This is a genomic window from Achromobacter denitrificans NBRC 15125, assembly GCF_001571365.1.
Lineage (GTDB): Bacteria > Pseudomonadota > Gammaproteobacteria > Burkholderiales > Burkholderiaceae_B > Achromobacter > Achromobacter denitrificans.
Genome location: NZ_BCTQ01000017.1, coordinates 67,524 through 88,252, shown reverse-complemented (window position 1 = coordinate 88,252; position 20,729 = coordinate 67,524). Strand labels below are relative to the sequence as shown.

20 protein-coding genes are annotated in these 20,729 nt (G+C 70.2%); 4 read left to right on the top strand and 16 right to left on the bottom strand.

Translation table 11 applies throughout. The features are described from left to right. Position 1 precedes the first annotated feature (1 nt). The 5 genes from ADE01S_RS15860 to ADE01S_RS15840 all read right to left on the bottom strand — a co-directional run bounded on the left by ADE01S_RS15860 (position 2) and on the right by ADE01S_RS15840 (position 5,012). Positions 2-1,690 carry a thiamine pyrophosphate-binding protein gene (locus tag ADE01S_RS15860; RefSeq protein ID WP_062682684.1) on the bottom strand — a complete coding sequence of 563 codons (1,689 nt, stop codon included), beginning with the start codon at positions 1,688-1,690 and terminating at the stop codon, positions 2-4. Positions 1,691-1,715: 25 nt separating this feature from the next. Beyond that, positions 1,716-2,690: a tripartite tricarboxylate transporter substrate-binding protein gene (locus tag ADE01S_RS15855; protein ID WP_062682683.1), complete on the bottom strand. Its 975-nt coding sequence runs from the start codon at positions 2,688-2,690 to the stop codon at positions 1,716-1,718. Between the two features lie 81 nt (positions 2,691-2,771). After that, complete coding sequence (locus tag ADE01S_RS15850; protein ID WP_062682682.1) at positions 2,772-3,443, bottom strand: GntR family transcriptional regulator; 672 nt, start codon at positions 3,441-3,443, stop codon at positions 2,772-2,774. Positions 3,444-3,558: 115 nt separating this feature from the next. After that, positions 3,559-3,858, bottom strand: a complete 300-nt coding sequence (locus tag ADE01S_RS32110; protein WP_062682681.1) for an AAA family ATPase — start codon at positions 3,856-3,858, stop codon at positions 3,559-3,561. Between the two features lie 26 nt (positions 3,859-3,884). Further along, positions 3,885-5,012 (bottom strand): phage tail sheath family protein, encoded by a 1,128-nt coding sequence (locus ADE01S_RS15840; protein WP_062682680.1) that lies wholly within the window; start codon positions 5,010-5,012, stop codon positions 3,885-3,887. Between the two features lie 200 nt (positions 5,013-5,212). Between ADE01S_RS15840 and ADE01S_RS15835 the strand changes: the two genes are divergently transcribed. Beyond that, positions 5,213-7,768: a carbohydrate-binding family V/XII gene (locus ADE01S_RS15835; RefSeq protein WP_242663372.1), complete on the top strand. Its 2,556-nt coding sequence runs from the start codon at positions 5,213-5,215 to the stop codon at positions 7,766-7,768. Between the two features lie 108 nt (positions 7,769-7,876). Beyond that, positions 7,877-8,485: a LysE family translocator gene (locus tag ADE01S_RS15830; RefSeq protein ID WP_062682679.1), complete on the top strand. Its 609-nt coding sequence runs from the start codon at positions 7,877-7,879 to the stop codon at positions 8,483-8,485. Between the two features lie 34 nt (positions 8,486-8,519). Here the strand turns inward: ADE01S_RS15830 and ADE01S_RS15825 are convergent, their stop codons facing one another. Next, a complete protein-coding gene (locus ADE01S_RS15825; protein ID WP_062682678.1) occupies positions 8,520-9,257 on the bottom strand; it encodes a hypothetical protein in 738 nt (245 codons plus the stop codon). Next, on the bottom strand, positions 9,257-10,162 hold the full coding sequence (locus ADE01S_RS15820; protein ID WP_062682677.1) for a LysR substrate-binding domain-containing protein: 906 nt from the start codon (positions 10,160-10,162) through the stop codon (positions 9,257-9,259). The genes ADE01S_RS15825 and ADE01S_RS15820 overlap by 1 nt, the downstream gene beginning before the upstream one ends. Positions 10,163-10,286: 124 nt before the next feature. Here ADE01S_RS15820 and argH point away from each other — a divergent pair, with 124 nt between their 5' ends. Together argH and ADE01S_RS15810 are read left to right on the top strand one after the other, a co-directional pair. After that, positions 10,287-11,819, top strand: coding sequence for an argininosuccinate lyase (argH, locus tag ADE01S_RS15815; RefSeq protein WP_062682676.1), 1,533 nt, complete (start codon positions 10,287-10,289; stop codon positions 11,817-11,819). 30 nt (positions 11,820-11,849) lie between these two features. Further along, complete coding sequence (locus tag ADE01S_RS15810) at positions 11,850-12,818, top strand: Bug family tripartite tricarboxylate transporter substrate binding protein (RefSeq protein ID WP_062682730.1); 969 nt, start codon at positions 11,850-11,852, stop codon at positions 12,816-12,818. Positions 12,819-12,867: 49 nt separating this feature from the next. Here ADE01S_RS15810 and ADE01S_RS15805 read toward each other — a convergent pair whose 3' ends face one another. Genes ADE01S_RS15805 through ADE01S_RS15765 form a run of 9 tightly spaced genes read right to left on the bottom strand, consistent with a single transcriptional unit; the run spans position 12,868 to position 20,626 of the window. After that, positions 12,868-13,815 (bottom strand): acyl-CoA dehydrogenase family protein, encoded by a 948-nt coding sequence (locus ADE01S_RS15805; RefSeq protein ID WP_062682675.1) that lies wholly within the window; start codon positions 13,813-13,815, stop codon positions 12,868-12,870. Next, positions 13,808-14,983 carry an acyl-CoA dehydrogenase family protein gene (locus ADE01S_RS15800; RefSeq protein ID WP_062682674.1) on the bottom strand — a complete coding sequence of 392 codons (1,176 nt, stop codon included), beginning with the start codon at positions 14,981-14,983 and terminating at the stop codon, positions 13,808-13,810. The genes ADE01S_RS15805 and ADE01S_RS15800 overlap by 8 nt, the downstream gene beginning before the upstream one ends. 13 nt (positions 14,984-14,996) lie before the next feature. Then, positions 14,997-15,668 (bottom strand): CoA-transferase, encoded by a 672-nt coding sequence (locus ADE01S_RS15795; RefSeq protein ID WP_062682673.1) that lies wholly within the window; start codon positions 15,666-15,668, stop codon positions 14,997-14,999. After that, on the bottom strand, positions 15,656-16,333 hold the full coding sequence (locus ADE01S_RS15790; RefSeq protein ID WP_062682672.1) for a 3-oxoacid CoA-transferase subunit A: 678 nt from the start codon (positions 16,331-16,333) through the stop codon (positions 15,656-15,658). Before ADE01S_RS15790 ends, ADE01S_RS15795 begins: the two co-directional genes overlap by 13 nt. Next, entirely contained in the window at positions 16,330-17,208 is an 879-nt protein-coding gene (locus ADE01S_RS15785; protein ID WP_062682671.1) for a MaoC/PaaZ C-terminal domain-containing protein, read from the bottom strand. Before ADE01S_RS15785 ends, ADE01S_RS15790 begins: the two co-directional genes overlap by 4 nt. A gap of 7 nt (positions 17,209-17,215) precedes the next feature. Beyond that, positions 17,216-18,121 carry an SDR family oxidoreductase gene (locus ADE01S_RS15780; protein ID WP_062682729.1) on the bottom strand — a complete coding sequence of 302 codons (906 nt, stop codon included), beginning with the start codon at positions 18,119-18,121 and terminating at the stop codon, positions 17,216-17,218. Positions 18,122-18,133: 12 nt separating this feature from the next. Then, complete coding sequence (locus ADE01S_RS15775; protein WP_062682670.1) at positions 18,134-19,300, bottom strand: acetyl-CoA acetyltransferase; 1,167 nt, start codon at positions 19,298-19,300, stop codon at positions 18,134-18,136. Further along, the gene (locus ADE01S_RS15770) at positions 19,297-19,671 is read right to left on the bottom strand and encodes a Zn-ribbon domain-containing OB-fold protein (protein ID WP_062682669.1); all 375 of its coding nucleotides are present in this window, start codon (positions 19,669-19,671) and stop codon (positions 19,297-19,299) included. The genes ADE01S_RS15775 and ADE01S_RS15770 overlap by 4 nt, the downstream gene beginning before the upstream one ends. Further along, positions 19,664-20,626, bottom strand: coding sequence for a tripartite tricarboxylate transporter substrate binding protein (locus tag ADE01S_RS15765; RefSeq protein WP_062682668.1), 963 nt, complete (start codon positions 20,624-20,626; stop codon positions 19,664-19,666). Before ADE01S_RS15765 ends, ADE01S_RS15770 begins: the two co-directional genes overlap by 8 nt. Positions 20,627-20,729: the final 103 nt, after the last annotated feature.

Below are 20,729 nucleotides of genomic sequence, written 5' to 3'. Positions count from 1 at the left end.
ATTACTTTGCGCGGTTCTTGAAGGAGTCCCTACGGAAGCTGTAGAGCGCGTTGGGATCGACCTGGATATCGACTACAGCGGGCCGCCCGCAGCGTATGGCCGCATCGACGGTGCGCGCCAGATCGGCCGCGCGGTCCACGCGGAAGCCCTGCGCGCCCCACAGCTCGGCCAGCTTGTCGTAGGGCGGATTGGGCACATCGGCGCCCAGGTAGCGCTGGTCGAAGAAGTCGCGTTGATAGGCTTTTTCCGCGCCCCAGCAGCCGTTGTTCATGACGAGGCAGACGGTGTTGATGCCGTTGGCCACCGCCGTGCCGATCTCGCTGCACGCCATGCCGAAGCCGCCGTCGCCCATGAGGCTGATGACGGTGCGCTGCGGCTGCGCCAGCTTGGCGCCCAGGCCGCAGGCGTACGAGAAGCCCACCAGGCCGAAGTCCAGCGGCGTGAACAGCGCGGGCGTCTGCGCATAGCGCATCTGGTCGGTGGCCTGCAGGCAGAGCGTGCCCGCGTCCATGGTGTAGATGGCGTCGTCGGGCGCCACTTCGCGCAGGGTCTTGAACAGGAAGGCCGGTTGCAGCGGATCGGCGGCCGCGCCGGCGGCCTGGTCGCGCTGCTCCAGCAGCGCGCGACGCTGTTCGGCGAAACGGGCGGCCCAGGCCGCGCTCCCGGGATGGGCGGGCAGGCCTTGCAGCGCGGCGACGAGGTCCTGGGCGACGGTGTCGGCGTCGCCCAGGATGCCCACGTGCACGGGGAAGAAGCGGCCCAGGGCGGTGGGCTCGATTTCCACCTGGATCAGCTTGGCGGCGGGATTGAGGCTGTCGCGCTGGTAGAAGGTGGTATTGAAGCCGAGCCGCGTGCCCAGCGCCAGGATGACGTCGGCCTGCTTGGCGAGGTCGGAGGCCACCGCATTGCCGCGCGGCCCGACCTGCCCGGCATACAGCGGATGGTGGCAGGAGATCGCGTCGCCGTGGCCGGGCGACATGGCGATGGGCGCGTTCAGGCGTTCGGCCAGCGCCAGCACGGCGCGCTGGCTGCGGGCGTTCTTGACGCCGCCGCCGGCCACGATCAGCGGCCGTTCGGCCTGCGCCAGCATCTGCGCCGCCTGTTCCAGCACGGCGCGCGGCGCCGTCAGCGCGTCGAATACCTGGGCGCGCTCGAACTCGCCGTAGGCCGAGGTTTCCAGCGCATCCGCCAGCAGGTCGCGCGGCAGGTTGAGCATGACGGGGCCGCGCCGCGGCGACAGGGCGGTCCTGAACGCTTCGCCCACCATCTCGGGAATGCGGGCGGTCTGCGTGAGCGTGTACGTCTTTTTCGTGATGGGCTTGAACAGCGATTGCTGGTCGACTTCCTGGAAGGCGTCCCGGTAGATGTGCGCGGAGGACAGCGAGCCGCCCAGCGCCACCACCGGCGAGTACGCGGCGTGGGCCTGGGCCAGCCCGGTCACCAGGTTGGTCGCGCCCGGGCCGTTCTGCCCCGCGAGGAATACGCCCGCCTGGCCCGATGCGCGGGCGTAGCCGTCGGCCATGTGCACGCCGGTGCGCTCGTCGCGCACGCCGATGAAGCGGATGTCCCGCGCGTCGTACAGGGCGTCGAATATCTCCATGCCCGCGGATCCGATCAGGCCGAATACGTGGTCGGTGCCCTGGGCGCCGAGCGCCGCGACGACCGCCTGGCCGCCCGTCATGTTCTTCATGTGATTCTCCTTCAATGCATTGCGGTTAGGGGGTGGCCTTCAGGATCTTGTTGAACTTGTCCATCTCGCGCGCGATGTACTCGTCGAAGACCTTGAGCTGACGGTTGTCCGGCACCAGGCCCTGGCGCGTCAGCTGCTCCTGGACCGCGGGGTCGCGGCTGACCTGCGCGATGGCGTCGGCCAGCGCTTGTTTCACGGCGGGGGAGGTCTTGGCGTTCATCACCACCCCGTACCAGATGCTGTAGTCGAAATCGCCCAGGCCGATCTCGGCGACGGTGGGCGTGTCGGGCAGGAGCGCGGAACGCTTGGGGCTGGTGACGGCAAGCGCCTTCAGCTGGCCCGACTGGATGAAGGGCAGGGCCAGCGCAATGGGCGGAAACGACACGTCGACGCGTCCGGCCGCCACTTCGGCCACGCCCTCCTGCACGCCCTTGTAGGGGATGTGTTCCAGATGGACGCGTGCTTCCTGGTTGAAGTAGCGGCCCACCAGGTCGGTCGCGGAATTCACGCCGGCCGAGCCGTAGGTAAAGCGGGCATCCGGCCGCCGCGCCGCCTCGACGAAGTCGCCCAGCCTGTCATAGGGGCTCTTGCGGTTGAGCACGACCAGGGTGGGCGAGGAGGCGATCGCGGAGATGCCGGAGAAATCCTTGAGCGTGTCGTACGGCATCTTGTCGTTGACCGCCGGGATGACCACGTAGGACGAGGACACGAACAGCATGGTGTTCTTGTCCACCGGCTCGTTCAGCGTGCGTTGGGCGCCGACCAGGCCGCCCGCGCCCGGCTTGTTCTCGACGACGACCGGCTGGCCGAGCAGCGGGCCGAGCTTCTCGGCGTAGATGCGGGCAATGATGTCGATGAGCGCGCCGGGGCTGAACGGCACGATGATGCGCAGGGGCGCATCGAACTTGACCGGTGCCGGCGCGGCCAGGGCCTGCGAGGAACCGGCGAGGAAAAGCGCGGCGGCGAGGCCGGCCGTCAGGCGGCGGTGGAGTGAAAACATGGTTGTCCCCTTGTTGGATGTCATCATTCTAAATGTCGACATTTTTACTTTAATGGATAAGTCCAGCGACGACAAGGGGGTTCAGGCCTGGCCGTTGCGCGAAAGTTCTTCCAGCACGGCGTCGCGGTTCTGCACGGCCAGCCGGTAGTGGCAGGCGGCGGCGCGTTCGGGCTCGTGCGCGGTGATGGCCTGGATCGTTTCTTCCCAGGCGCGCAGGGAGCGCTCGCGCCGCTCCGGGGTGGCCAGGCTGATGCGGACGTAGCGGCCGATCTGCTTGGCGATGTCGCTGGCGTAGCTGGCCAGGATGGCGTTGTCGGCCAGGCTGGCGATGTACTCGACCATCTCGCGGCTGTGCCGGGTGTATTCGGCGGCATCGCCGATGTTGTCGGCAAGCAGGCGCAGCCGGCCTTTGAGGATGTCGGCCTGGGCCGGGGTGCAGCGCTCGGCGGCCAGGCGCGACGCGGTCGACACCATGGCGGCGCGCACCGCGTACAGGTCCAGGATTTCCTTGGCGGACAACAGCGTGACACAGGCGCCGCGCTGCGGGCGGATGGTGGTCAGGCCGCGGATCTCCAGCAGGCGCAGGGCCTCGCGCACGGTCGCGCGGCTGACGCCGTAGGTCGAGGCCAGCTCCGTCTCCCGCAGCCGGTCGCCCGGCGCCCACTGGCCGTCGGCGATCTGGTCGGCGAGCAGGTCCGCGATCTGCAGCGGCAGGGTCTTGAGGAGATTCGGGTTTTGCAGCGGCTGAGGCATCTTGTGGGGCGGGGCTTCCGGGAATTCAGGCGCCCGCGCGGGGTGGGCGGGGCCGGGAGTTTCCGCATTTTATGCTGGAATGTCGACATCGGCTGCGCGCAGCGTGGCGCGGCGCTCAGGGCTTGCCGCCGGGACTGCGCCGCTTGCCGAAGAGCGCGTCGGCTTCGTCGAATCGCAGCGGCGCGCCGCCATGGTCGGCGGCGTCGAACAGGCGGCGCAGGCTCTCTTCGGTTTCGTCGATGTATTTGTCGACCACGCCCGACAGATCGAGGTGGGAGGGCGGCGCCGGCTCTTTCAGCGCCGGCGCATGGGCGGGCCCCTGCGCCGCGGCCGTCTCGCGGCGTTCCCATTTCGCGCGGAATCGGTAGTTTTTGTAGGGGTCGAAGCGCTGCGGATTGACGGTGGATTGCGCCATGGCGGCCTCCTGTTGCCGCGCCCGGGTCAGGCCGAAATCGGGCCGGCCGATTGCCGGATGCGGATGATGACGAACTCGGCGGGCTTCAGCGCGGCGAACCCCGCCACGATATTGAAACTGCCGTTGTCGATGTCGTTCCGCGTGGTGGTCTCGCGGTCGCATTTGACGAAGTAGGCGTCGCGCGGCGCGCTGCCCTGGAAGGCGCCCTGGCGGAACAGCGCGTGCATGAAATCGCCGGCGCTCAGGCGCACCTGCGCCCACAGCGGTTCGTCGTTGGGTTCGAACGCGGCCCATTGCGTGCCGTCGCGCAGCGATCTTTCCAGGTACAGCGCGAGGCGGCGCACGGGCACGTACTTGTATTCCGAGGCCAGGCCGTCCGCGCCCCGCAGGGTGCGGGCGCCCCAGCAGACCGGGCCATGGCCGGGGAAGACGCGCAGGCAATTCACGCCCAGCGGATTCAGGGTCCTGTTGTCGCCATCGGTGACGGGGGCGGCCAGGGATTCGACGCCGGCCAGGCGTGCCCCGGTGCCGGCGGGCGCCGTCCAGACGCCGCGCTCGGCGTCGCTGCGGGCATACAGGCCGGCGATCGCGCCGCAGGGCGGCGCCAGCCGGCGAGCGCCGGCCGCTCGCGGATCGGACACGTAGATCCAGGGGAAGTACACCGCGGCATGGCTGGACGCGGGCAGCGCGCCCTCGGCGGCCGCCTGGGCCATCGAAACCGCGTCCATGGCGCTGGCGGGCGCGTCGGCGATCAGGAAGGCGTGCCGGGCTTCGCAGCAGGCCGCCGCTTCGGCCAGCACGTCCGGGCGCGTGATGCCTGGCAGGCACAGCAGGTTGAAGTCCACGTCCCGCAGCATGTCGAGGGCGGGGCGCTGCGTGGGCGCGGACTCGTCCTCCACCCGCAGCACCCAGGCTTCGATGCCGCCGTTCAGGAAGAACAGGCGCACGGCGCAGCCGAGCCGGGTATCGTCGTCGGGGCCCCCGAAAGCCGCTTCGTAGCCGGCCGGGCCGAGGATGCGCATGGGCTGGCCGACGGGGCCCCGGGGCGACGTCCCGAGGAAGGCCGTGACCGACGTCGAGGCGCCCGCGATGGCGCGCGCGCCTGCCGGGACTTCCTGGATATAGACGCCGGGAGAGGAATGGGCGGGGGCCATGGTCTGCTCCTTGCAGGAAAGGAAGCTGTCCTGGTGTGAGGCTGTTATAGCGCATTCCGGCGCGCCCGGCCCCGTGTTTGCGCGATTGAATCGGCGACGGAGCTGGCGTATAAACCGAAGCGACGCCGACGCGGAACACGTCCGGGTGGCGAGCGCGCCGCCCGCTGCGCGGGCTGCCCAACCCTTGAAAGGAGCTTCACATGGTGGAAGGCTTGTTCCGATGGTGGCGTCCGCACTCCCGGCCCCTGGCCCTGGCGGTTCCCGCGGGCCGGCTCAGGCGCCGCTTGCGCCTGAGCCGCGCCCTGGCCGGCGTGGCGGCCGGAGCGAGCGTGGCGCTGGCCGCGACGGCGCAAGCGCAGGGGCAGGAACCGGCCCAGCCGGCCGGCCAGCCCGCGGCGCAGGCCGCTGGCGAGCAAGCCGATGCCGTGCGCTCGCTGCAATGGCCGCGCAGTTTCAACGCGCCCGACGGCACCCGGATCGAGCTGTACCAGCCGCAGATCGATAGCTGGACGGCGGATCGCATCGCCGGCCGCATGGCGGTGGCGGTGGGCCAGGCCAAGGGGAATCCGACCTACGGCGTCGCCGAGTTTTCCGCCCGCGCCGATGTCAACAAGCCGGCGGGGCTGGTGCGCCTGTCGGACATCCGCGTCGAGCGCGTGCAAGTGCCGACGGCGCCGCAGGAGGCCGCGCGCCTGCGCAGCGAGCTGGAGGCCAGGCTGCCCGCCTCGGGCGTGGTCACGCGGCTCGACGCGCTGCAACTGAGCTACACGTTGTCGCAAGACAATCCGGCCATGAAGCCGGTGGCCGTGGACAACGCGCCGCCGCGCATCGTCTATCGCACCGTCCCGACCGTGCTGGTGCTGGTGGACGGCGCGCCCGCCTGGGCCGCCGTGCCCGATACGTCCGGCTGGCGCCGGGTGGTCAACACCCGCGCGCTGATGCTGGTCGACGGCGCCAACCGTCACTTCCTGCAGGCCGCGGGGCATTGGTACGAGGCGGCCGGCGTCGACGGCCCGTGGAAGGCCGTCGCGCAGCCCTCGGCCGACTTGCTGGCGGCCGCGGAGGCGGCGCATCGCAAGACGGCGTTCGATCCCTTGCTGCCCCATGACGGCAAGGCGCCGCAGCGCGCGCCGGCGGTCGCGGTGTCCACCGTTCCGGCCGAACTGCTGGTGACGGTCGGGCAGCCCGAGTTGCGGCCGGTGCCGGAAACCTCGCTGCTCTCGGTGACGAACGCCGATCACGCCCTGTTCATGAATCCCGCCGACAACCGCTACTACCTGCTGGTGTCCGGCCGCTGGTTCCGCGCCGCCCAGCTCGACGGGCCCTGGTCCTACGTGCCGGGCAAGAGCCTGCCGCGGGACTTCGCGCGCGTACCGGCGCGCGATCCGCAGTCGGGAGTGCTGGCGTCGGTGCCGGGCACGCCGCAGGCGAAAGAGGCGGTGATCGCGTCGACCATTCCGCAGACCGCGACGGTGTCGCGCGAGACGGCGACGCTGAAGGTGGAGTACGCGGGCGGCTCGCCGACGCTGCGCCCCATCGCCGGCACGGCCCTGTACTACGCCGCCAACTCGCAGGTGCCCGTCATCCAGGCCGAAGGCCGCTACTACGCCTTGTCGCACGCGGTGTGGTTCGTGTCGGATTCGGCCTTCGGCCCGTGGCGCGTGGCCGACCACGTGCCGCCGACGATCTACGCCATCCCCGCCAACTCGCCGCTGCACTACGTGACCTACGTGCAGGTCTACGGATCGACGCCGCAGAGCGTGGTGTTCGGCTATACGCCCGGCTACATGGGCGTGGTGGTGGCGCCGGACGGCACCGTGGTCTACGGCACGGGCTACGCCTATCCGCCGGTGATCGTGCAGGACACCTGGGTCGGCTATCCGCCCAGCTACGGCTACGACGCGGCTTTCGATACGGCCGCCGGCTTCGCCTTCGGGTTCGCCGCGGCGGAGGTCTGGGGCGGCGCGGCGCCTTACTGGGGGCCGTATTGCTGCGCGCCGTACTGGCGCGGCGTGAACGTGAACCAGGTCGACGTCTATGGCGCCTGGGGCGGCTCCGGCGTGGTCACGCACGCGGCCGGCTGGAACGGCTGGACCGGCACGCAATGGCAGGGCACCCATGCCGAAGGCTACAACCCGCAGACCGGCGCCGCGTTCGAGGGCTCGCGCGGCGCGGCCTACAACGAGTACACCGGCAACGCCGCGGCCGGCCGGCGCGGCGCCTACACCAATCCGGTCACGGGCGCGTCGGGCGCGGGCAGGGCGGGCGTGGTCTCCAACGACGATGGGCAATGGGCGGCGGGCCGGCAGGACGTGCGCACCAATACCCAGACGGGCCGCAGCACGATTTCCTCCGCCACGGCCACCGGCACGGCCGGCGAGGGCGTGGACAACGTGAATCGGCGCGGCGCGACGTACAACCGCAACACCGACAGCGGCATGGCCTGGAACAACGGCAACGTCTACGCCGATCACAACGGCAACGTCTACGAGCACAACGACAACGGCTGGCAGCAGCACACGTCCTCGGGCTGGCAGCCGGTGCAGCCCGGCGCGCAGTCGGGCGGCTCGGACTATCTGAACCAGCAGCGCCAGGCGCGCGATTATTCGACCCAGCGCGGCGCCGATTTCCAGGGCGGCGGCTGGCAGAACCGCATGGGCGGCGCGGAGGGCGGCGGCTGGCGCGACCGGGGCATGGGCGGCCGCGGCTGGGGCGGCGGATTCGGCGGGTTCCGGGGCGGCGGCTTCCGCCGCTGATCCCGCTCGGGGCGGCGCCTCGCCGGCCCCCGGGGCCGGCGCATTTGCGCCCGCCCCGCGCCCGGCGCTAGACTGGCCGCTCTCCCCACTTCTCTCCGGCCTATCGCCATGGCGCTGCATAGCTGGCTCATCTACCTGGTCGCGGTCATCGGCCTGTCCGTGACCCCCGGCCCCAATACGCTGCTCGCGCTCACGCACGGCGCGCTGCACGGCCATCGCAAGGCCTTGTGCACCATCGCCGGGGGCGCGGTCGGATTCGTCGCGCTGATCGCGCTTTCCATGTTGGGCATCAGCGCCCTGCTCAAGGCCTGGGGGCCCGCGCTGATCGTGCTGAAATGGGCGGGCGGGGCCTATCTGATCTGGCTCGGCATCCAGCTGTGGCGCTCGCCCGGCGTGCAATTGCGCCCGGCGCCGGACATGCCGGCGATGCGCGGCATGCGGATGTTCAGCCAGGGTTTCCTGTCGGCCATCTCCAATCCCAAGGCGCTGCTGTTCTACGGCGCCTTCCTGCCGCAGTTCATCGATCCGGCGCGCAGCCTGCTGACGCAGTTCGCGATCATGGCGGCGACGTTCGCCGTCATCGAGTTCCTGGTCGAGTACGTGCTGGCGCGCCTGGCGCACCGCGTGCGCCCCTGGCTCGAACGCGCCGGCCGGCGCTTCAACAAAGTGTGCGGCGGGCTCTTCGCCGCCATGGGAGCGGCCCTGCCGGGCTCGTGATCCGCCGGCCCCGCGAGGGCCGTTTTTGCCGCCTTCAGGTTGCCTGCCAGCGTCCCGATTCCGGATCGACGGCAACACGCAGGCCATTTTCGCGCACCTGTTCCTCGTCCAGCCGCGACGCGGCCGCCGCGTCGACGTCGAAGGCGATGCCGAGCAGCCGCGCGACGCTGTCGGCTTCGATGGGCAGCTCCCAGGTCAGGAACAGCTGCGCAAGATCCCGCCCGGACGGGAAGTCGGCCTCGCGGAAGTCGCTCCGGCCGCGCGGCACCACGCCGTGGGGCTGCGCGGTATCGAAGATCATCGCCGTGCCGCGCGTCAGCGCGATGCGCTGGCCGGTGCCGGGAAACAGCACGTCCAGCCCCTTGTCCTCGCTCAGGAACAGATTGCAGAACGCGGCGCCGCCGTATTGCGCGGCGTCGTGGTGGTAGCGCGCGCCGCGGCAGGCCATGAGCGCGATGTCGGCGTCGGCCAGCGTTTCCTCGTCCAGGCCGAGCGCGCCGGTCCAGGCGCGCATCGCCCGCGGGCAGGCCGGGTACTCCGGCCAGCGCGCCTGCGTCCGCGCCAGGGGCATCTGTTCGACGTCGCCGGGTTCCAGGCGCAGGCGCGTGGAGATTTCCCTATTCCAGTCGGCCAGCACGCGGGCGTTCGGCGCGGGCAGGTCGAGCGTGCCGGTCAGCACCATGCCGCCCACGCCGCGGCTGCGCATGGCCTCGCCGTTCCGGTAATAGGCAATCAGGCGGTCGGGCGGCGGGGAAGGGCGGTCGACGGGCATCAGGCGCGGTTCGAGGGCGGCGCCGTTTCAAGCGCGGCGAAGGTTTGTTGCACGCATTGCGCCATACGCCTGGCCAGCGCGCCCATCGGAAAGTGATCCGAGCTCACGGCATAGCTGTGGAAATCGATCTTCCGGGAGAACGGGATTTCGCGCAGGTCGGGCAGGCGCAGCGCCCGCGACACCACCGGATTGACGATGGAGACGCCCAGCCCCTTGGCGACCATGGAGCAGATGGTCGTGGCGTAAGGCGTTTCGATCGAGACGATGCGGGCGTCGTCCGGGAAATGGCGGTCGATCGCCGCGCGGTTGAAGCTGCCGGCCGGCAGGGAGATGAAGTTCTCGTCGTTGAAATCGGCGGGTTCCAGTTTCGCTTTCGCGGCCAGCCGGTGCGAGGCGGGCACGATCCCGGTGCCGTAGGCGGTGTTGATCCGGTCGTAGCGCAGCCCGGGCACGTCGGTCTGGATGGAGCAGAAGCCGATGTCGCAGAATCCGGTGGCCATCCACTTGGCGACGACTTCGGAACCCCCGGTATGGACCACCACGGGCATGTCGGACACCTGCTCGCGGAACAGGTGGATGGCGTCCGGCAGCACGCATTGCGTGATCGAGCCCACCGCGCCGATCCGGAGCATGCCGGTGCCGCGGCGCCGGATCGAACTGGCGCTGTCGTTCAGCGATTCCAGGCCGATGAAGGCGCGTTCCACGTCGGCGTAGAACGCCTCGGCCTCGGGCGTGGGCAGTAGCCGCGTGCCGACGCGCTGGAACAGCACGAAGCCCAGTGTTTTTTCCAGCAGCGCGATCCATCGGCTGACGTTCGGCTGCGAGGTATGCAGCAGCCCCGCCGCCGTGGTCATGGAGCGCGTCATCATGACGGCGCGGAACGCCTCGACTTGCTTGAAGTTCATGCGGGTCTCGGGAGGTCTGGGGTGGAGCATATCATTTTTGTATGAATAGCCGTAAGTATTTGATTTGACGTATGGATTGGCGCGGACGGAGACTGTGGCTTTCCCAGCCACACGCAGACCCGCCATGCCATCCAAAGTCAGCAGCCGCTTGAAGCAGCCCCTCGCGCCCGAGGTGCTCCAGTACCTTTTCCTTCCGCGCCTGAACCGCGAGTTCCACGCCAACTTCGAGATGCTGACCCAGATCAACCTGGCCCATCTCTCGATGCTGCACGAGCAAGGCATCCTGGACCGGGACGCGTCGGCCAGCCTGGCCGCCGCGCTGCTGAGGATGCAGGCCGAAGGCCCGGACGCGGTGGAACTCGACCCCGCGCGGGAAGAGGCCTACTTCAATTACGAAGCGCACCTCATCAAGCTGGTGGGGCAGGAGCTGGGCGGCCGCCTGCACACGGCCCGCAGCCGCAACGACATCGGCGCCACCATCGACCGCATCCGCGCCCGCGATTTCGGGATGCGCATCGGCGCGGCCCTGATCGGCGTCGCGGAGGCGGCCCTGGCGCAGGCCGAGAGGTTCGCCGACTGCGTGATGCCGGGCTACACGCACATGCAGGCCGCGCAGCCCATCACTTATGGCTATTACCTGTCGGCGCTGGCCGACGCCTGGTCTCGCGACGTGGACCGCATCCTGCATGCGCTCGATACGGCGGACGCCTCGCCGCTGGGCGCCTGCGCGCTGGCGGGCACCTCTTTTCCCATCGACCGCGCCGCGACCAGCGCGATGCTGGGCTTCAGCCAGCCGCTGGCGAACGCGCTGGACGGCGTCGCGTCGCGCGACTTCGCGCTGGAACTGAGCGCGGCGCTCTCGATCATGATGATCACCTGCAGCCGCATGGTGCAGGACTTCTACATCTGGTCCACGCCGGAGTTCGGCTACCTGTCCTTCCCGGACAGCATCGCCAGCACCTCCAGCATCATGCCGCAGAAGAAGAATCCGGCGGTGCTGGAGTACCTGCGCGGCAAGACGGGCCATCTGATCGGCTTGGCGTCGGCGGCCCTGGCCACGGTGAAGTCCACGCATTTCACGCACTCCGGCGACAGCAGCCGCGAAAGCACGCGCACGTGCTGGGAGGCCTGCGACGAGGCGCTCAAGTCCCTGGCGCTGATGAAGCTGCTGGTGGAGCAGGTCGAGCCCGCGCCAGCGCGCATGGCCGCGCGCGCGGCCGAGGATTTCTCCACCGTCACCGACCTGGCGGACCTGCTGGTGCGAGACGGCGGCGTATCGTTTCGCGACGCCCATCACATCATCGGCGCCGTCGTCCGGGAAGCGATCGATGCCGGAAAGCCGGCCCGTGAGATCACCCCGGCCATGATCGACGCCGCGGCGCTCCAGGAGGTGGGGCGCGCGGTTCCGCTGGCGCGGGAAGCCATCGACGCCTGCCTCGATCCGGCGCGCAACGTCGCCGCGCGCCGGTCGCTGGGCGGGCCGGCGCCCTCCCTGGTCCGCGCGCGCATCGGCGAACAGCGCGAGGCGCTGCGCAAGCGGCGGGGCGTGATCGAAGCGGCCGGACATCGGACCCGCGAAGCCCAGGCATTGCTGCAACGGCGCATCGGCGCGCTGATTTCAACCGAAACCGGGCTGCCCGCCGTCCAGGGCGCCTGATCAAGCCAAACCAACAAGGGGAATTCGATGATGCTGAAAATGATCGCGGGCCTGGCGGCCGCGGCGGGGCTCTGCCTGAGCGCCCAGGTCCAGGCGCAGGCCTATCCTTCCAGGCCCGTCACGCTGGTCGTGCCGTTCGCGCCGGGCGGCACCGTGAACCTGATGGGGCGGCTGCTGGCCAACCATATGTCCGAAAAACTGGGCCAGCCCGTCATCGTCGAGAACAAGCCGGGCGGAGGCGGCAGCATCGGTGCCAACTTCGTCGCCAAGGCGCCGGCCGACGGCTATACGCTCCTGCTCGCGACCATGGGGCAGCAGTCGATCCAGCCGCTGCTGACCCGCAATCCGCCGTACGACGCGGCGCGCGACTTCGCGCCGGTGGCCTTGTTTTCCACCGTGCCGAACGTGCTGGCGGTCTCGCCCGGCACGCCGGCCAAGACCGTGGCGGAGCTGGTGGCCTACGCGAAGGAAAACCCCGGCAAGCTGAATATGGCCTCGGCCGGCATCGGCTCGGTCAACCATATGACGGGCGAGCTGTTCATGTACCGCTCGGGCGCGCGGTTCGAGCACGTGCCGTACCGCGGCGCGGGGCCGGCCACGGCGGACCTGCTGTCGGGGCAGGTGCAGGTGCTGTTCGCCAACCTGCCCAACGTGCTGGCCTACGCCAAGACGGGCCAGGTCCGCGTGCTGGCGGTGGCCAGCGAGAAACGCAGCCCGGCCCTGCCCGACGTGCCGACGCTGGCGGAAGCGGGCGTCCAGGACGCGGTGGTCGAATCCTGGTACGGCGTCATGGCGCCGGCCGGCACATCCGCCGAGATCATCCGCAAGCTGCAGGACACGGTCGTCGGCATCGCCCGCGACGACTCGCTGACCGCGCAGCTGGCGGAGCAGGGCGCGGTGCCGTTTCCGGGCAGCAGCGCCGATCTGGAGAAGCTGTCGAACGAGGAAACGGCGCGCTGGACGGCCATTATCAAGAACGCGAAGATCCAGGCCAATTGAAGAGAACGCGCGGCCCGCGGCGCATCGCGCCGGGGCCGCGGGGCGCGCGCTAGAGCGCCGCCGCGCGTTCGGCCTCGACGGCCAGCCGGTAGGCGCGCTTCAGGTAGAGCTGGGCGTCGTGCTCCCAGGAAAAGCCGATGCCGCCATGAACCTGGATGGACAGCTTGACGGCGCGTCGCGCCGAGGCCGCCGCCACCCGTGTGGCCAGGGCCGCCAACGCGGCATCGGGCTCGGTGCGCGCCCGCAGCATCGCCTCAATGGCGTAGCGGCTGTTGTCCAACCCGATCCAGGCGTCGACCAGCGGATGCTTGATCGCCTGGAACTGCCCGATCGGGCGTCCGAACTGTTCGCGTTCCTTGGCATGGGCGATCGCCAGGTCCAGCGCCGCGGCGGCCGCGCCGGTCAGTTGCGCCAGCAAGAAAGCATGGTGGCAGTACAGCGCGGGCCGGACCTGTTCGTCGCGCAGTCCCACCTGCGCCTGGGCCGGCCCGCGCAGGCGGGCCAACGCCACGGTCGGATCCAGGCTCTGCACCGGCTCCAGCAGCGCCGGGTCATGGCGCGCTAGCGTCCAGCCGCCGTCCTGCCGGCTCAGGCGCAGGTACTGGGCGGACGGGCCGTGGTCGTCGATCCAGCCGGCGTCGTCGTCGGCGCGGTCGCAGCGGATGCCGGCGGGATGCGCGGCCAGGTCCAGCACCACGTCGCCGGCGCCGGGCGCCTGCTCTTGCAGCACGCGGGCCAGGAAGGCCGAGCCGGCATAGGGCAGGGTGAGCAGCGCGCGCCCGGCCCATTCGCCCATGGGCAGCATGCCGGGGCCGTACTCTTCCTGGAACGCGTCGGAACCCGCTTCCAGCCAGCCGCCGTCCACCAGTTCCTTCCACAGGGCGCGCTGGGCCTCGTGATGCGCCGGCAGCGCGCGGCGCGCGTACGCGGCCGGATGCTGCTCTTCGAGCAGGCGGCCGAAGGTCGAGGACAGCAAGGTCCTGATTTCGCTATGCATGTTGTCCCCTGTCCTTGGGCAGGCCGAGCAGGCGCTCGCCCACGATATTGCGTTGGATTTCCGAGGTGCCGGCCACGATGGTCTCGGCCCGGGACCACAGGAACTCGCGCAGCACGCTGGCGGGCCCCGCATACGGCGCGGCGGCCTGCGGGCCCACCAGGGCCGCCTCGCCCAGCAGCTCCACGCGCTGTTCCCACACCTGCTGGCGGGTTTCGCTCCACATCAGCTTGAGCATGGCGCCATCGATGCCGGGGGTTTCTCCCGCGGCCACCTGGCTCAGCACGCGGTCCACGCGCCAGCGGATGACCTGGCAGGCATCGGCCAGGCCCTGGACGCGTCGGATATGCACGGCGCGTTCGTCCGCCGCCAGCGGCGCCCGCTCCAAGGCCGCTTCCAGTTCGGCCAGCTCGTCTTCCAGCTGGACCACGCGGGGCATGAAGTAGATGCCCCGCTCGTACTCGGCCGCCGCCATCGCGATGCGCCAGCCGTCGCCGGGCTCACCCAGGATGCGGCCTTCGGGCACCGCCACCGCTTCGAACAGCACTTCGTTGTAGTCGGCTTCGCCGGTCATCTGGCGTATCGGCTCGACCCGCACGCCCGCGGCGCGCATGTCGATGAGCATGAAGCTCAGCCCGCGGTGGGCGCGGCTGTCCGGATCGGTGCGGATCAGCCCGAAGCACCATCGCGCCAGGTGCGCCTGGGTGGTCCAGATCTTGCGGCCGTCGACCCGCCAGCCGGCGGCCTCGGGCCGGGCCCGCATGCGCACCGACGACAGGTCGGAGCCGGTCTGGGGTTCCGAGTAGCCCTGGCACCATATCTCGCTGCCGTCCCGGATGCCGGGCAGGAACAGGGACTTCTGTTCGGGCGTGCCGAAGCGCAGCAGCGTGGGCGCGAGGATCGCGTGCGCGATGCTGTTGATGGGCTGCGGCGCGTGCAGGCGCGCGCAGAGTTCATGGAAGGCGATCAGCGTGGCCGTGGCCAGTTCGCGGCCGCCGTATTCGCGCGGCCAGGTGAGGGCGATGAGATCGGCCTCGCACAGCATGCGGTTCCAGGCCTGGCGGCATTCCGGCGTGTGCGAGGCGGTCTCGGGGTAGCGCTCGCGCAACTGCGCAAGCGCGGTCCGCAGCCAGGCTTCGGCGTCTTCGAGAAAATGTTCGGTGCGTATCATGGCGATGGCGGGTTCAAAGAGGGGGAACGTGCAGGACGCGGGGCTCGCCGTCGAAGCGCAGCGGCGCGTCGATCCAGCGGCCCAGTTCGGCGGGCGGCAGGCCCGCGACCAGGGCGATGGGCACGAAGGCCGATCCGCGCACCTCGAAGATGCCGATGTCGGCATACACGCGGCCGACCACGCCGGCGCCGGTGAGCGGCAGCGTGCAGCGGCTGCGCAGGCGGGGGCGGCCCTCCCGCGTGAGCGCCTCCATCATGACCCAGACGCCGCGCGCGCCCACGGCCAGGTCCATGGCGCCGCCGACCGAGGGCATGGGATCGTCCTCGCCCAGCGACCAGTTGGCCAGGTCCCCGTCGCAGGACACTTCGAAAGCGCCCAGCACGGTGATGTCGATGTGGCCGCCGCGCATGATCGAAAACGAATAGACGTGATCGAAAATGGCCGCGCCTTCGGTGAGCGCGATGGATTGCTTGCTGGCATTGATGAGATCGCCGTCCGCAGTCTCGTGGGCTTGCAGCAGGCGCATGCCCAGGATGCCGTTTTCGCTGTGCAGCTGGACGCCGCGCGCGGGGTCCAGGCGGTCGGTGACCAGGGTCGGCATGCCGATCCCCAGGTTGACCACGGCGCCGGCGGGCAGGTCGGCGGCCACCAGCGCGGCCAGGTGCTCGCGTGTCAGTCTTTGCATTGAGGGCTCCCCAACAGCCGGTGCACGAACAGGCTGGGCGTGACGATGTGATCGGGATCGAGCGCGCCGCAAGGCAGAATCTCGTCGACCTCCGCGATGGTGGTCCGGGCCGCCGTGCACATCACCGGCCCGAAATTGCGCTGGGCGCGCCGGTACACCAGGTTGCCCAGTCGGTCGGCGCGATGCGCGCGCACGAAGGCGAAGTCCGCGCGCAGCGGCGTTTCGAGCACGTAGCCGCGGCCGCCGTACACGCGGGTTTCCTTGCCTTCGGCCAGGGGCGTGCCGTAGCCGGTGGGCGAGAAGAACGGCCCCATGCCGGCGCCGCCGGCCCGGATGCGTTCGACCAGCGTGCCCTGGGGCATCACCTCCACCACCAGGCTGCCTGCCCGCACGCGGTCCCGGATCACTTCGTTGCCGGGCATGCGGGGATAGGAGCAGACGATGCGGCTGACGCGGCCCGCGGCGACCAGCGCCAGGAAACTCGTTTCGCCGGCGCCGGCGTTGTTGTTGATCAGGGTCAGGTCGCGCACGCCGGGCTTGGCCAGCAAGGCCGCCAGCAGGCGGGCGGGAATGCCCGAGCCGCCGAAGCCGCCCACGAAAATGGCGGCGCCGGATTCCACGTCGCGCAGGGCGTCCCGCGCGTCGAGGCAAGTCTTGTCTTTCATTGCGTCTCCTCCGTTGTCCAGGCCGCGCGGCCCTGGGCGCACAGGGCGTCTTCCTGGTGGCACGCCAGCGCGACGCCTTCCGGTTCGCGCCACAAGGAGACCGCGACCGGCAGGCCGGGATAGACCGGCGCCAGGAAGCGCAGGTCCAGCCCCGCCAGCCGCCGTCCGGGCAACCGCCGCAGCGCGGGTTCGAGGGCGCGGTTCACCATGCCCAGCAGGGCCGCGCCGTGCAGGATGGGCCGCGCATAGCCGGCTCGCCGGGCGCTGGCCGGATCCACGTGCAGCGGATTGCGGTCGGCGTTCAGGCGGTACAGCGCGGCCTGGTTGCGGCTGGTGGGCAGGAGGACGACGCTGTCCGCGGGGCCTTCGGGCGGCGCGGGTATGGGCGCCGGCAGGGCGTCGTTCAAGGCGGCGTCGCCGCCCGAGTAGCCGCCGTCGCCGCGGCAGATGTTCAGTTGCTCGATGACGGCGAGTTCCCGCCCCGTCGCCGCGTCGCTCAGCGTGCGCCGCGTCACGACGAAGGCGCCGGGGCGCTTGTCGGCGACGTGGCTGACTTCCATGCGGCAGCGCACTTCGCCTTGCGTCGGCAGCGGTCGGACGAAGCGCATGCGCTGCTCGCCGTGCACTACCTGGCGCCAGTCCAGCCCATGGCGCGGATCGCGCATCCAGAAGCCGGGATAGGCCAGCACGGCGGCCATGGCGGGCAGGGCGCGCAGGCCCTGCTCGTAGATGAATTGCGTTTCGTCGCCGACGTCCGCGTCGTCCGCCAGGCCGGCGCCCACGCCCAGGGCATAGAGGATGCAGTCATCCTCGCCGTAGGCCTGGCGCCCGGTTTCGAACGCATGGGACTTCAAGCGGTGATAGTCCAGCGCCATGGCAGCCTCACACCGGATCCCAGGCGAACACCTGGGCCGAGGTGTCCAGCGGCATGAAGGATGCGCGCAGCGCGGCCATGCCGTGCTCGGCGATGCTTTGCGCGGTCCAGCCGTCCGAGCGGTGCACCGAGCGCACCGGGCGCGATTGGCTCATGAGGAAGATCTCGTTCAGGCGGATGGCGAACACCTGTCCCGACACTTCGGACGAGGCGTCGGAAGCCAGGTAGCAGATCAGCGGCGCGATCGTCTCCGGCCCCATGCGGCGGATCTTCTCGACGTGGCGTGCCTGCTCTTCGGTCTTGGCCGGGATGGTTTCCGTCATGCGGCTCCAGGCCAGCGGCGCGATGCAGTTCGAGCGCACGTTGAAGGCCGCCATGTCCAGCGCCATGGCCTTGGACAGGCCCACGATGCCGAGTTTGGCGGCGCAGTAGTTGGCCTGGCCGCGGTTGCCGATGACGGCCGAATTGGACGTCATGTTGATCAGGCTGCCGCCGCCCTGTTCGCGGAAGTGGCCCGCGGCCGCATGGCTGAGGTTGAAGCAGCCGTAGAGGTGGACCTTGACCACCGCGTCGAAGTCCTCGGGGGTGAGGCGGTGGAACATCTTGTCGCGCACGATGCCCGCATTGTTCACGACGGCATCCACCCGGCCGTAGGTGTCGGCCGCGGCTTCGATGATGCGCTTCGCGCTGGCGTACTCCGCCACCGAATCGCCGTTGGCGATGGCGGTGCCGCCGGCGGCGCGGATTTCCTCCACCACCTGCGACGCGGTGCTCTGCGAGGCGCTGGTGCCGTCCAGCGACACGTTGAGATCGTTGACCACCACGCGGGCGCCCTGCGCCGCCAGGGCCACCGCGGCGGCGCGGCCGATCCCGTTGGCCGCGCCGGTGACGACGACCACTTTTCCTTCCAGCATCATGAGTCTCCTTCAGTCCATCCAATTGGTCAGCACGGTCGTGGCCTGGGCGCTCAGCACCCCGCCGTTGCCGTGCACGAGCGCCGTGCGCGCCTGTTTCACTTGCCGCTCGCCGCATTCGCCGCGCAGCTGGCGCACCGCCTCCACCAGCCCGAACATGCTGTACATGCCGGGATGCACGCAGGACAGCCCGCCGCCATTGGTATTCACCGGCAGCTCGCCGCCGGGCGCGATGCGGCCGCCGGACACGAAGGCGCCGCCTTCGCCCTTGCGGCAGAACCCCATGTCCTCCAGGAACAGGATCGGGTTGATGGTGAAGGCGTCGTAGAGCTGCACCAGGTCGATATCGGCCAGCGACACGCCGGCCCGTTCGCGCGCCTGGCCGGCGCTCTCGCCCGCCACGGTGCGCGTTAGGTCGGCCATGCAGGCGATCTGGCGGTGGGAGTGCGCCAGGGCCGTGCCCAGCACGTAGACGGGGCGGGCCACCTCGGCGCGCTCGGCGGCGGTCACCACGATGGCGCCGGCGCCGTCGGTCACCAGGCAGCAGTCGCGGGCGGTCAGGGGCGAGGAGATCACGCGGGCCGACAGCACTTCGTCGATGGAGAGCGGGTCGCGCTTGTAGGCCTCGGGATTCAGCCGCGCCCAGGCGCGCGCGGCCACCGCGACCTCCGCCAGCTGTTCGCGGGTAGTGCCGTATTCGTGCATGTGGCGGCGCGTCGCCAGCGCGTAGCTGGTGGGCGGATTGAAGGGCTGGAACGGCTCTTCGTACGGAAACGGATCCAGCTTGGCGCGGGCGCCCGAGGTCGCCGACACACCGTTGCCGCCGCGCGGCGTGGCGCCGTAGGCGATCACGATATTGCGGCACAGCCCGGCCTGGATGGCCGCCGCGGCGATCAGCAAATGTCCGACGAACGAGGCGCCGCCGATCTGGAGGCTATCCATGAAACGCGGATATACGCCCAGGTACTCGGCCAGCTTGTTCAGCCACATCGACGAGGACAGGCTGGCGCTCATCAGGCCGTCGATGTCTTCCATGCGCAGCCCCGCGTCCCGCACCGCCGCGTGTATCGCCAGCGAGGAGACTTCCAGGTCGTTCAGGCCGCCGGCGTCCCCGATGCCGGCCGTGGCGCAGCCGGTGATGGCGATCGAGCCGCGCAGGCTCTTGTTCCAGTCCGTCATGCGGCCTCCGGTTCGAACACGACGCGGGCGCGCTGCGGATCGGGCCGGGCCGTGAGCCGCATGCCGATGCGCGGCGCTTCGGGCCCGAGCAGCGTGGACATCATGCGAAAGCCTTCGTCCATGTCGGCCAGGATGACGTTGCGCGCGGGGGCCTGCGGCGTGGCCGGAATCTCCGAATAGGAATACAGCGTGGCGCCGGCGCGCATGGGGCGCCAGGCATATTCCTGGGAACGGCAGTGCGTGCAGTGGGTGCGCGGAAAGAAGAAGGCGCGCCCGCAACTGCGGCAGACCTGGACTTCCAGCCGCCCGGCGCGCAGGGTTTCGGCGAAATAGGCTTCCGGCGACGGAGAGCCCTTGCGGACGTCACTCATCCTTGACCCCGGCCTGCGTGATGACGGCTTGCCACTTGTCCATTTCGTCGCCGACGAACTTGCGGTACTGGGCGAGGTCCATGTCGCCGGGCTCGGAGCCGGTCGAACGGATGTACTCCTGGGTGGCCTGCTGCATCACCGCCTTGCGGATCTCGGCGTTCAGGGTCTGGACGATGTCGGCGGGCGTGCCGGCCGGCGCGTACACGCCGACCCAGGTATTCAGGTCGAAGCCCTTGTAGCCCAGTTCATTGAGCGTGGGCACGTCCGGGTAGCGGGGCTGGCGCTGCGCCGACGCGATGGCCAGCGGCACGATCTTGCCCGACTGCAGGTAGGCGTTGGCGGTCACGGACTCCGCCACGCCGAAGGGCACCTGGCCGGAGACCAGGTCCGTCATGGCCGGGCCGGCGCCGCGGTAGGACACGTGCATCAGCGGCAGGCCGCTCTGGGCGCGCAGCAGCTCGCCGACGATGTGGGGCGCGCCGCCGGCGCCGGCCGTGCCGTAGGGCACGGAGGGTTGTTTCTGCGCATAGCTCTTGAAGTCCGCGAAGGTCTTGATGCCCTGGTTGGCGTTGACCAGCACGAAGTTGGGGCTGACCGCCAGCAGGGCGACGGGCTCGAAATCCTTGCGCGCGTCGTAGGGCAGCTTCTTCAGGACGGGGTTGATCACGTGGCTGGTGGCGCCCACCAGCACGGTGTAGCCGTCCGGCTTCTGCCGCGACACGTATTCGGTCGCGATCTGGCCCGTCGCGCCCGGCTTGTTTTCCACTACGAAGGGCTTGCCCAGACGGGTCTGCAGGTCGGCGGCGATGCGGCGAGTCAGGATGTCCGTCATCCCGCCCGGCGCGTACGCGACAACCAGCGTCACGGGTTTGGCGGGATAGCTTTCGGCGGCGGCGATGGCGGGAAGGGCGGCGAGCAGCGTCAGCAGCTGCGTCAGGCGGTGCTTCAATTTCATGTCGGGAGTCTCCTCGTGCTGCGGGCATGTCTGCCCTGCTTGGTTATGGCGTCGAGGGACCGTCCGGAGCGCGTGGCAGGCGGCCTGGGTAGCGGGCCTCGAC

Coding starts and splice junctions, on each gene's coding strand:
- ADE01S_RS15795 (WP_062682673.1), bottom strand. CDS start 15,668: ATGCAAAGACTGACACGCGAGCACCTGGCCGCGCTGGTGGCCGCCGAC.
- ADE01S_RS15820 (WP_062682677.1), bottom strand. CDS start 10,162: ATGAACTTCAAGCAAGTCGAGGCGTTCCGCGCCGTCATGATGACGCGC.
- ADE01S_RS15790 (WP_062682672.1), bottom strand. CDS start 16,333: ATGAAAGACAAGACTTGCCTCGACGCGCGGGACGCCCTGCGCGACGTG.
- ADE01S_RS15825 (WP_062682678.1), bottom strand. CDS start 9,257: ATGCCCGTCGACCGCCCTTCCCCGCCGCCCGACCGCCTGATTGCCTAT.
- ADE01S_RS32110 (WP_062682681.1), bottom strand. CDS start 3,858: ATGGCGCAATCCACCGTCAATCCGCAGCGCTTCGACCCCTACAAAAAC.
- ADE01S_RS15830 (WP_062682679.1), top strand. CDS start 7,877: ATGGCGCTGCATAGCTGGCTCATCTACCTGGTCGCGGTCATCGGCCTG.
- ADE01S_RS15785 (WP_062682671.1), bottom strand. CDS start 17,208: ATGGCGCTGGACTATCACCGCTTGAAGTCCCATGCGTTCGAAACCGGG.
- ADE01S_RS15800 (WP_062682674.1), bottom strand. CDS start 14,983: ATGATACGCACCGAACATTTTCTCGAAGACGCCGAAGCCTGGCTGCGG.
- ADE01S_RS15840 (WP_062682680.1), bottom strand. CDS start 5,012: ATGGCCCCCGCCCATTCCTCTCCCGGCGTCTATATCCAGGAAGTCCCG.
- ADE01S_RS15765 (WP_062682668.1), bottom strand. CDS start 20,626: ATGAAATTGAAGCACCGCCTGACGCAGCTGCTGACGCTGCTCGCCGCC.
- ADE01S_RS15850 (WP_062682682.1), bottom strand. CDS start 3,443: ATGCCTCAGCCGCTGCAAAACCCGAATCTCCTCAAGACCCTGCCGCTG.
- ADE01S_RS15810 (WP_062682730.1), top strand. CDS start 11,850: ATGCTGAAAATGATCGCGGGCCTGGCGGCCGCGGCGGGGCTCTGCCTG.
- ADE01S_RS15805 (WP_062682675.1), bottom strand. CDS start 13,815: ATGCATAGCGAAATCAGGACCTTGCTGTCCTCGACCTTCGGCCGCCTG.
- ADE01S_RS15775 (WP_062682670.1), bottom strand. CDS start 19,300: ATGACGGACTGGAACAAGAGCCTGCGCGGCTCGATCGCCATCACCGGC.
- ADE01S_RS15770 (WP_062682669.1), bottom strand. CDS start 19,671: ATGAGTGACGTCCGCAAGGGCTCTCCGTCGCCGGAAGCCTATTTCGCC.
- ADE01S_RS15780 (WP_062682729.1), bottom strand. CDS start 18,121: ATGCTGGAAGGAAAAGTGGTCGTCGTCACCGGCGCGGCCAACGGGATC.
- argH (WP_062682676.1), top strand. CDS start 10,287: ATGCCATCCAAAGTCAGCAGCCGCTTGAAGCAGCCCCTCGCGCCCGAG.
- ADE01S_RS15855 (WP_062682683.1), bottom strand. CDS start 2,690: ATGTTTTCACTCCACCGCCGCCTGACGGCCGGCCTCGCCGCCGCGCTT.
- ADE01S_RS15860 (WP_062682684.1), bottom strand. CDS start 1,690: ATGAAGAACATGACGGGCGGCCAGGCGGTCGTCGCGGCGCTCGGCGCC.
- ADE01S_RS15835 (WP_242663372.1), top strand. CDS start 5,213: ATGGTGGAAGGCTTGTTCCGATGGTGGCGTCCGCACTCCCGGCCCCTG.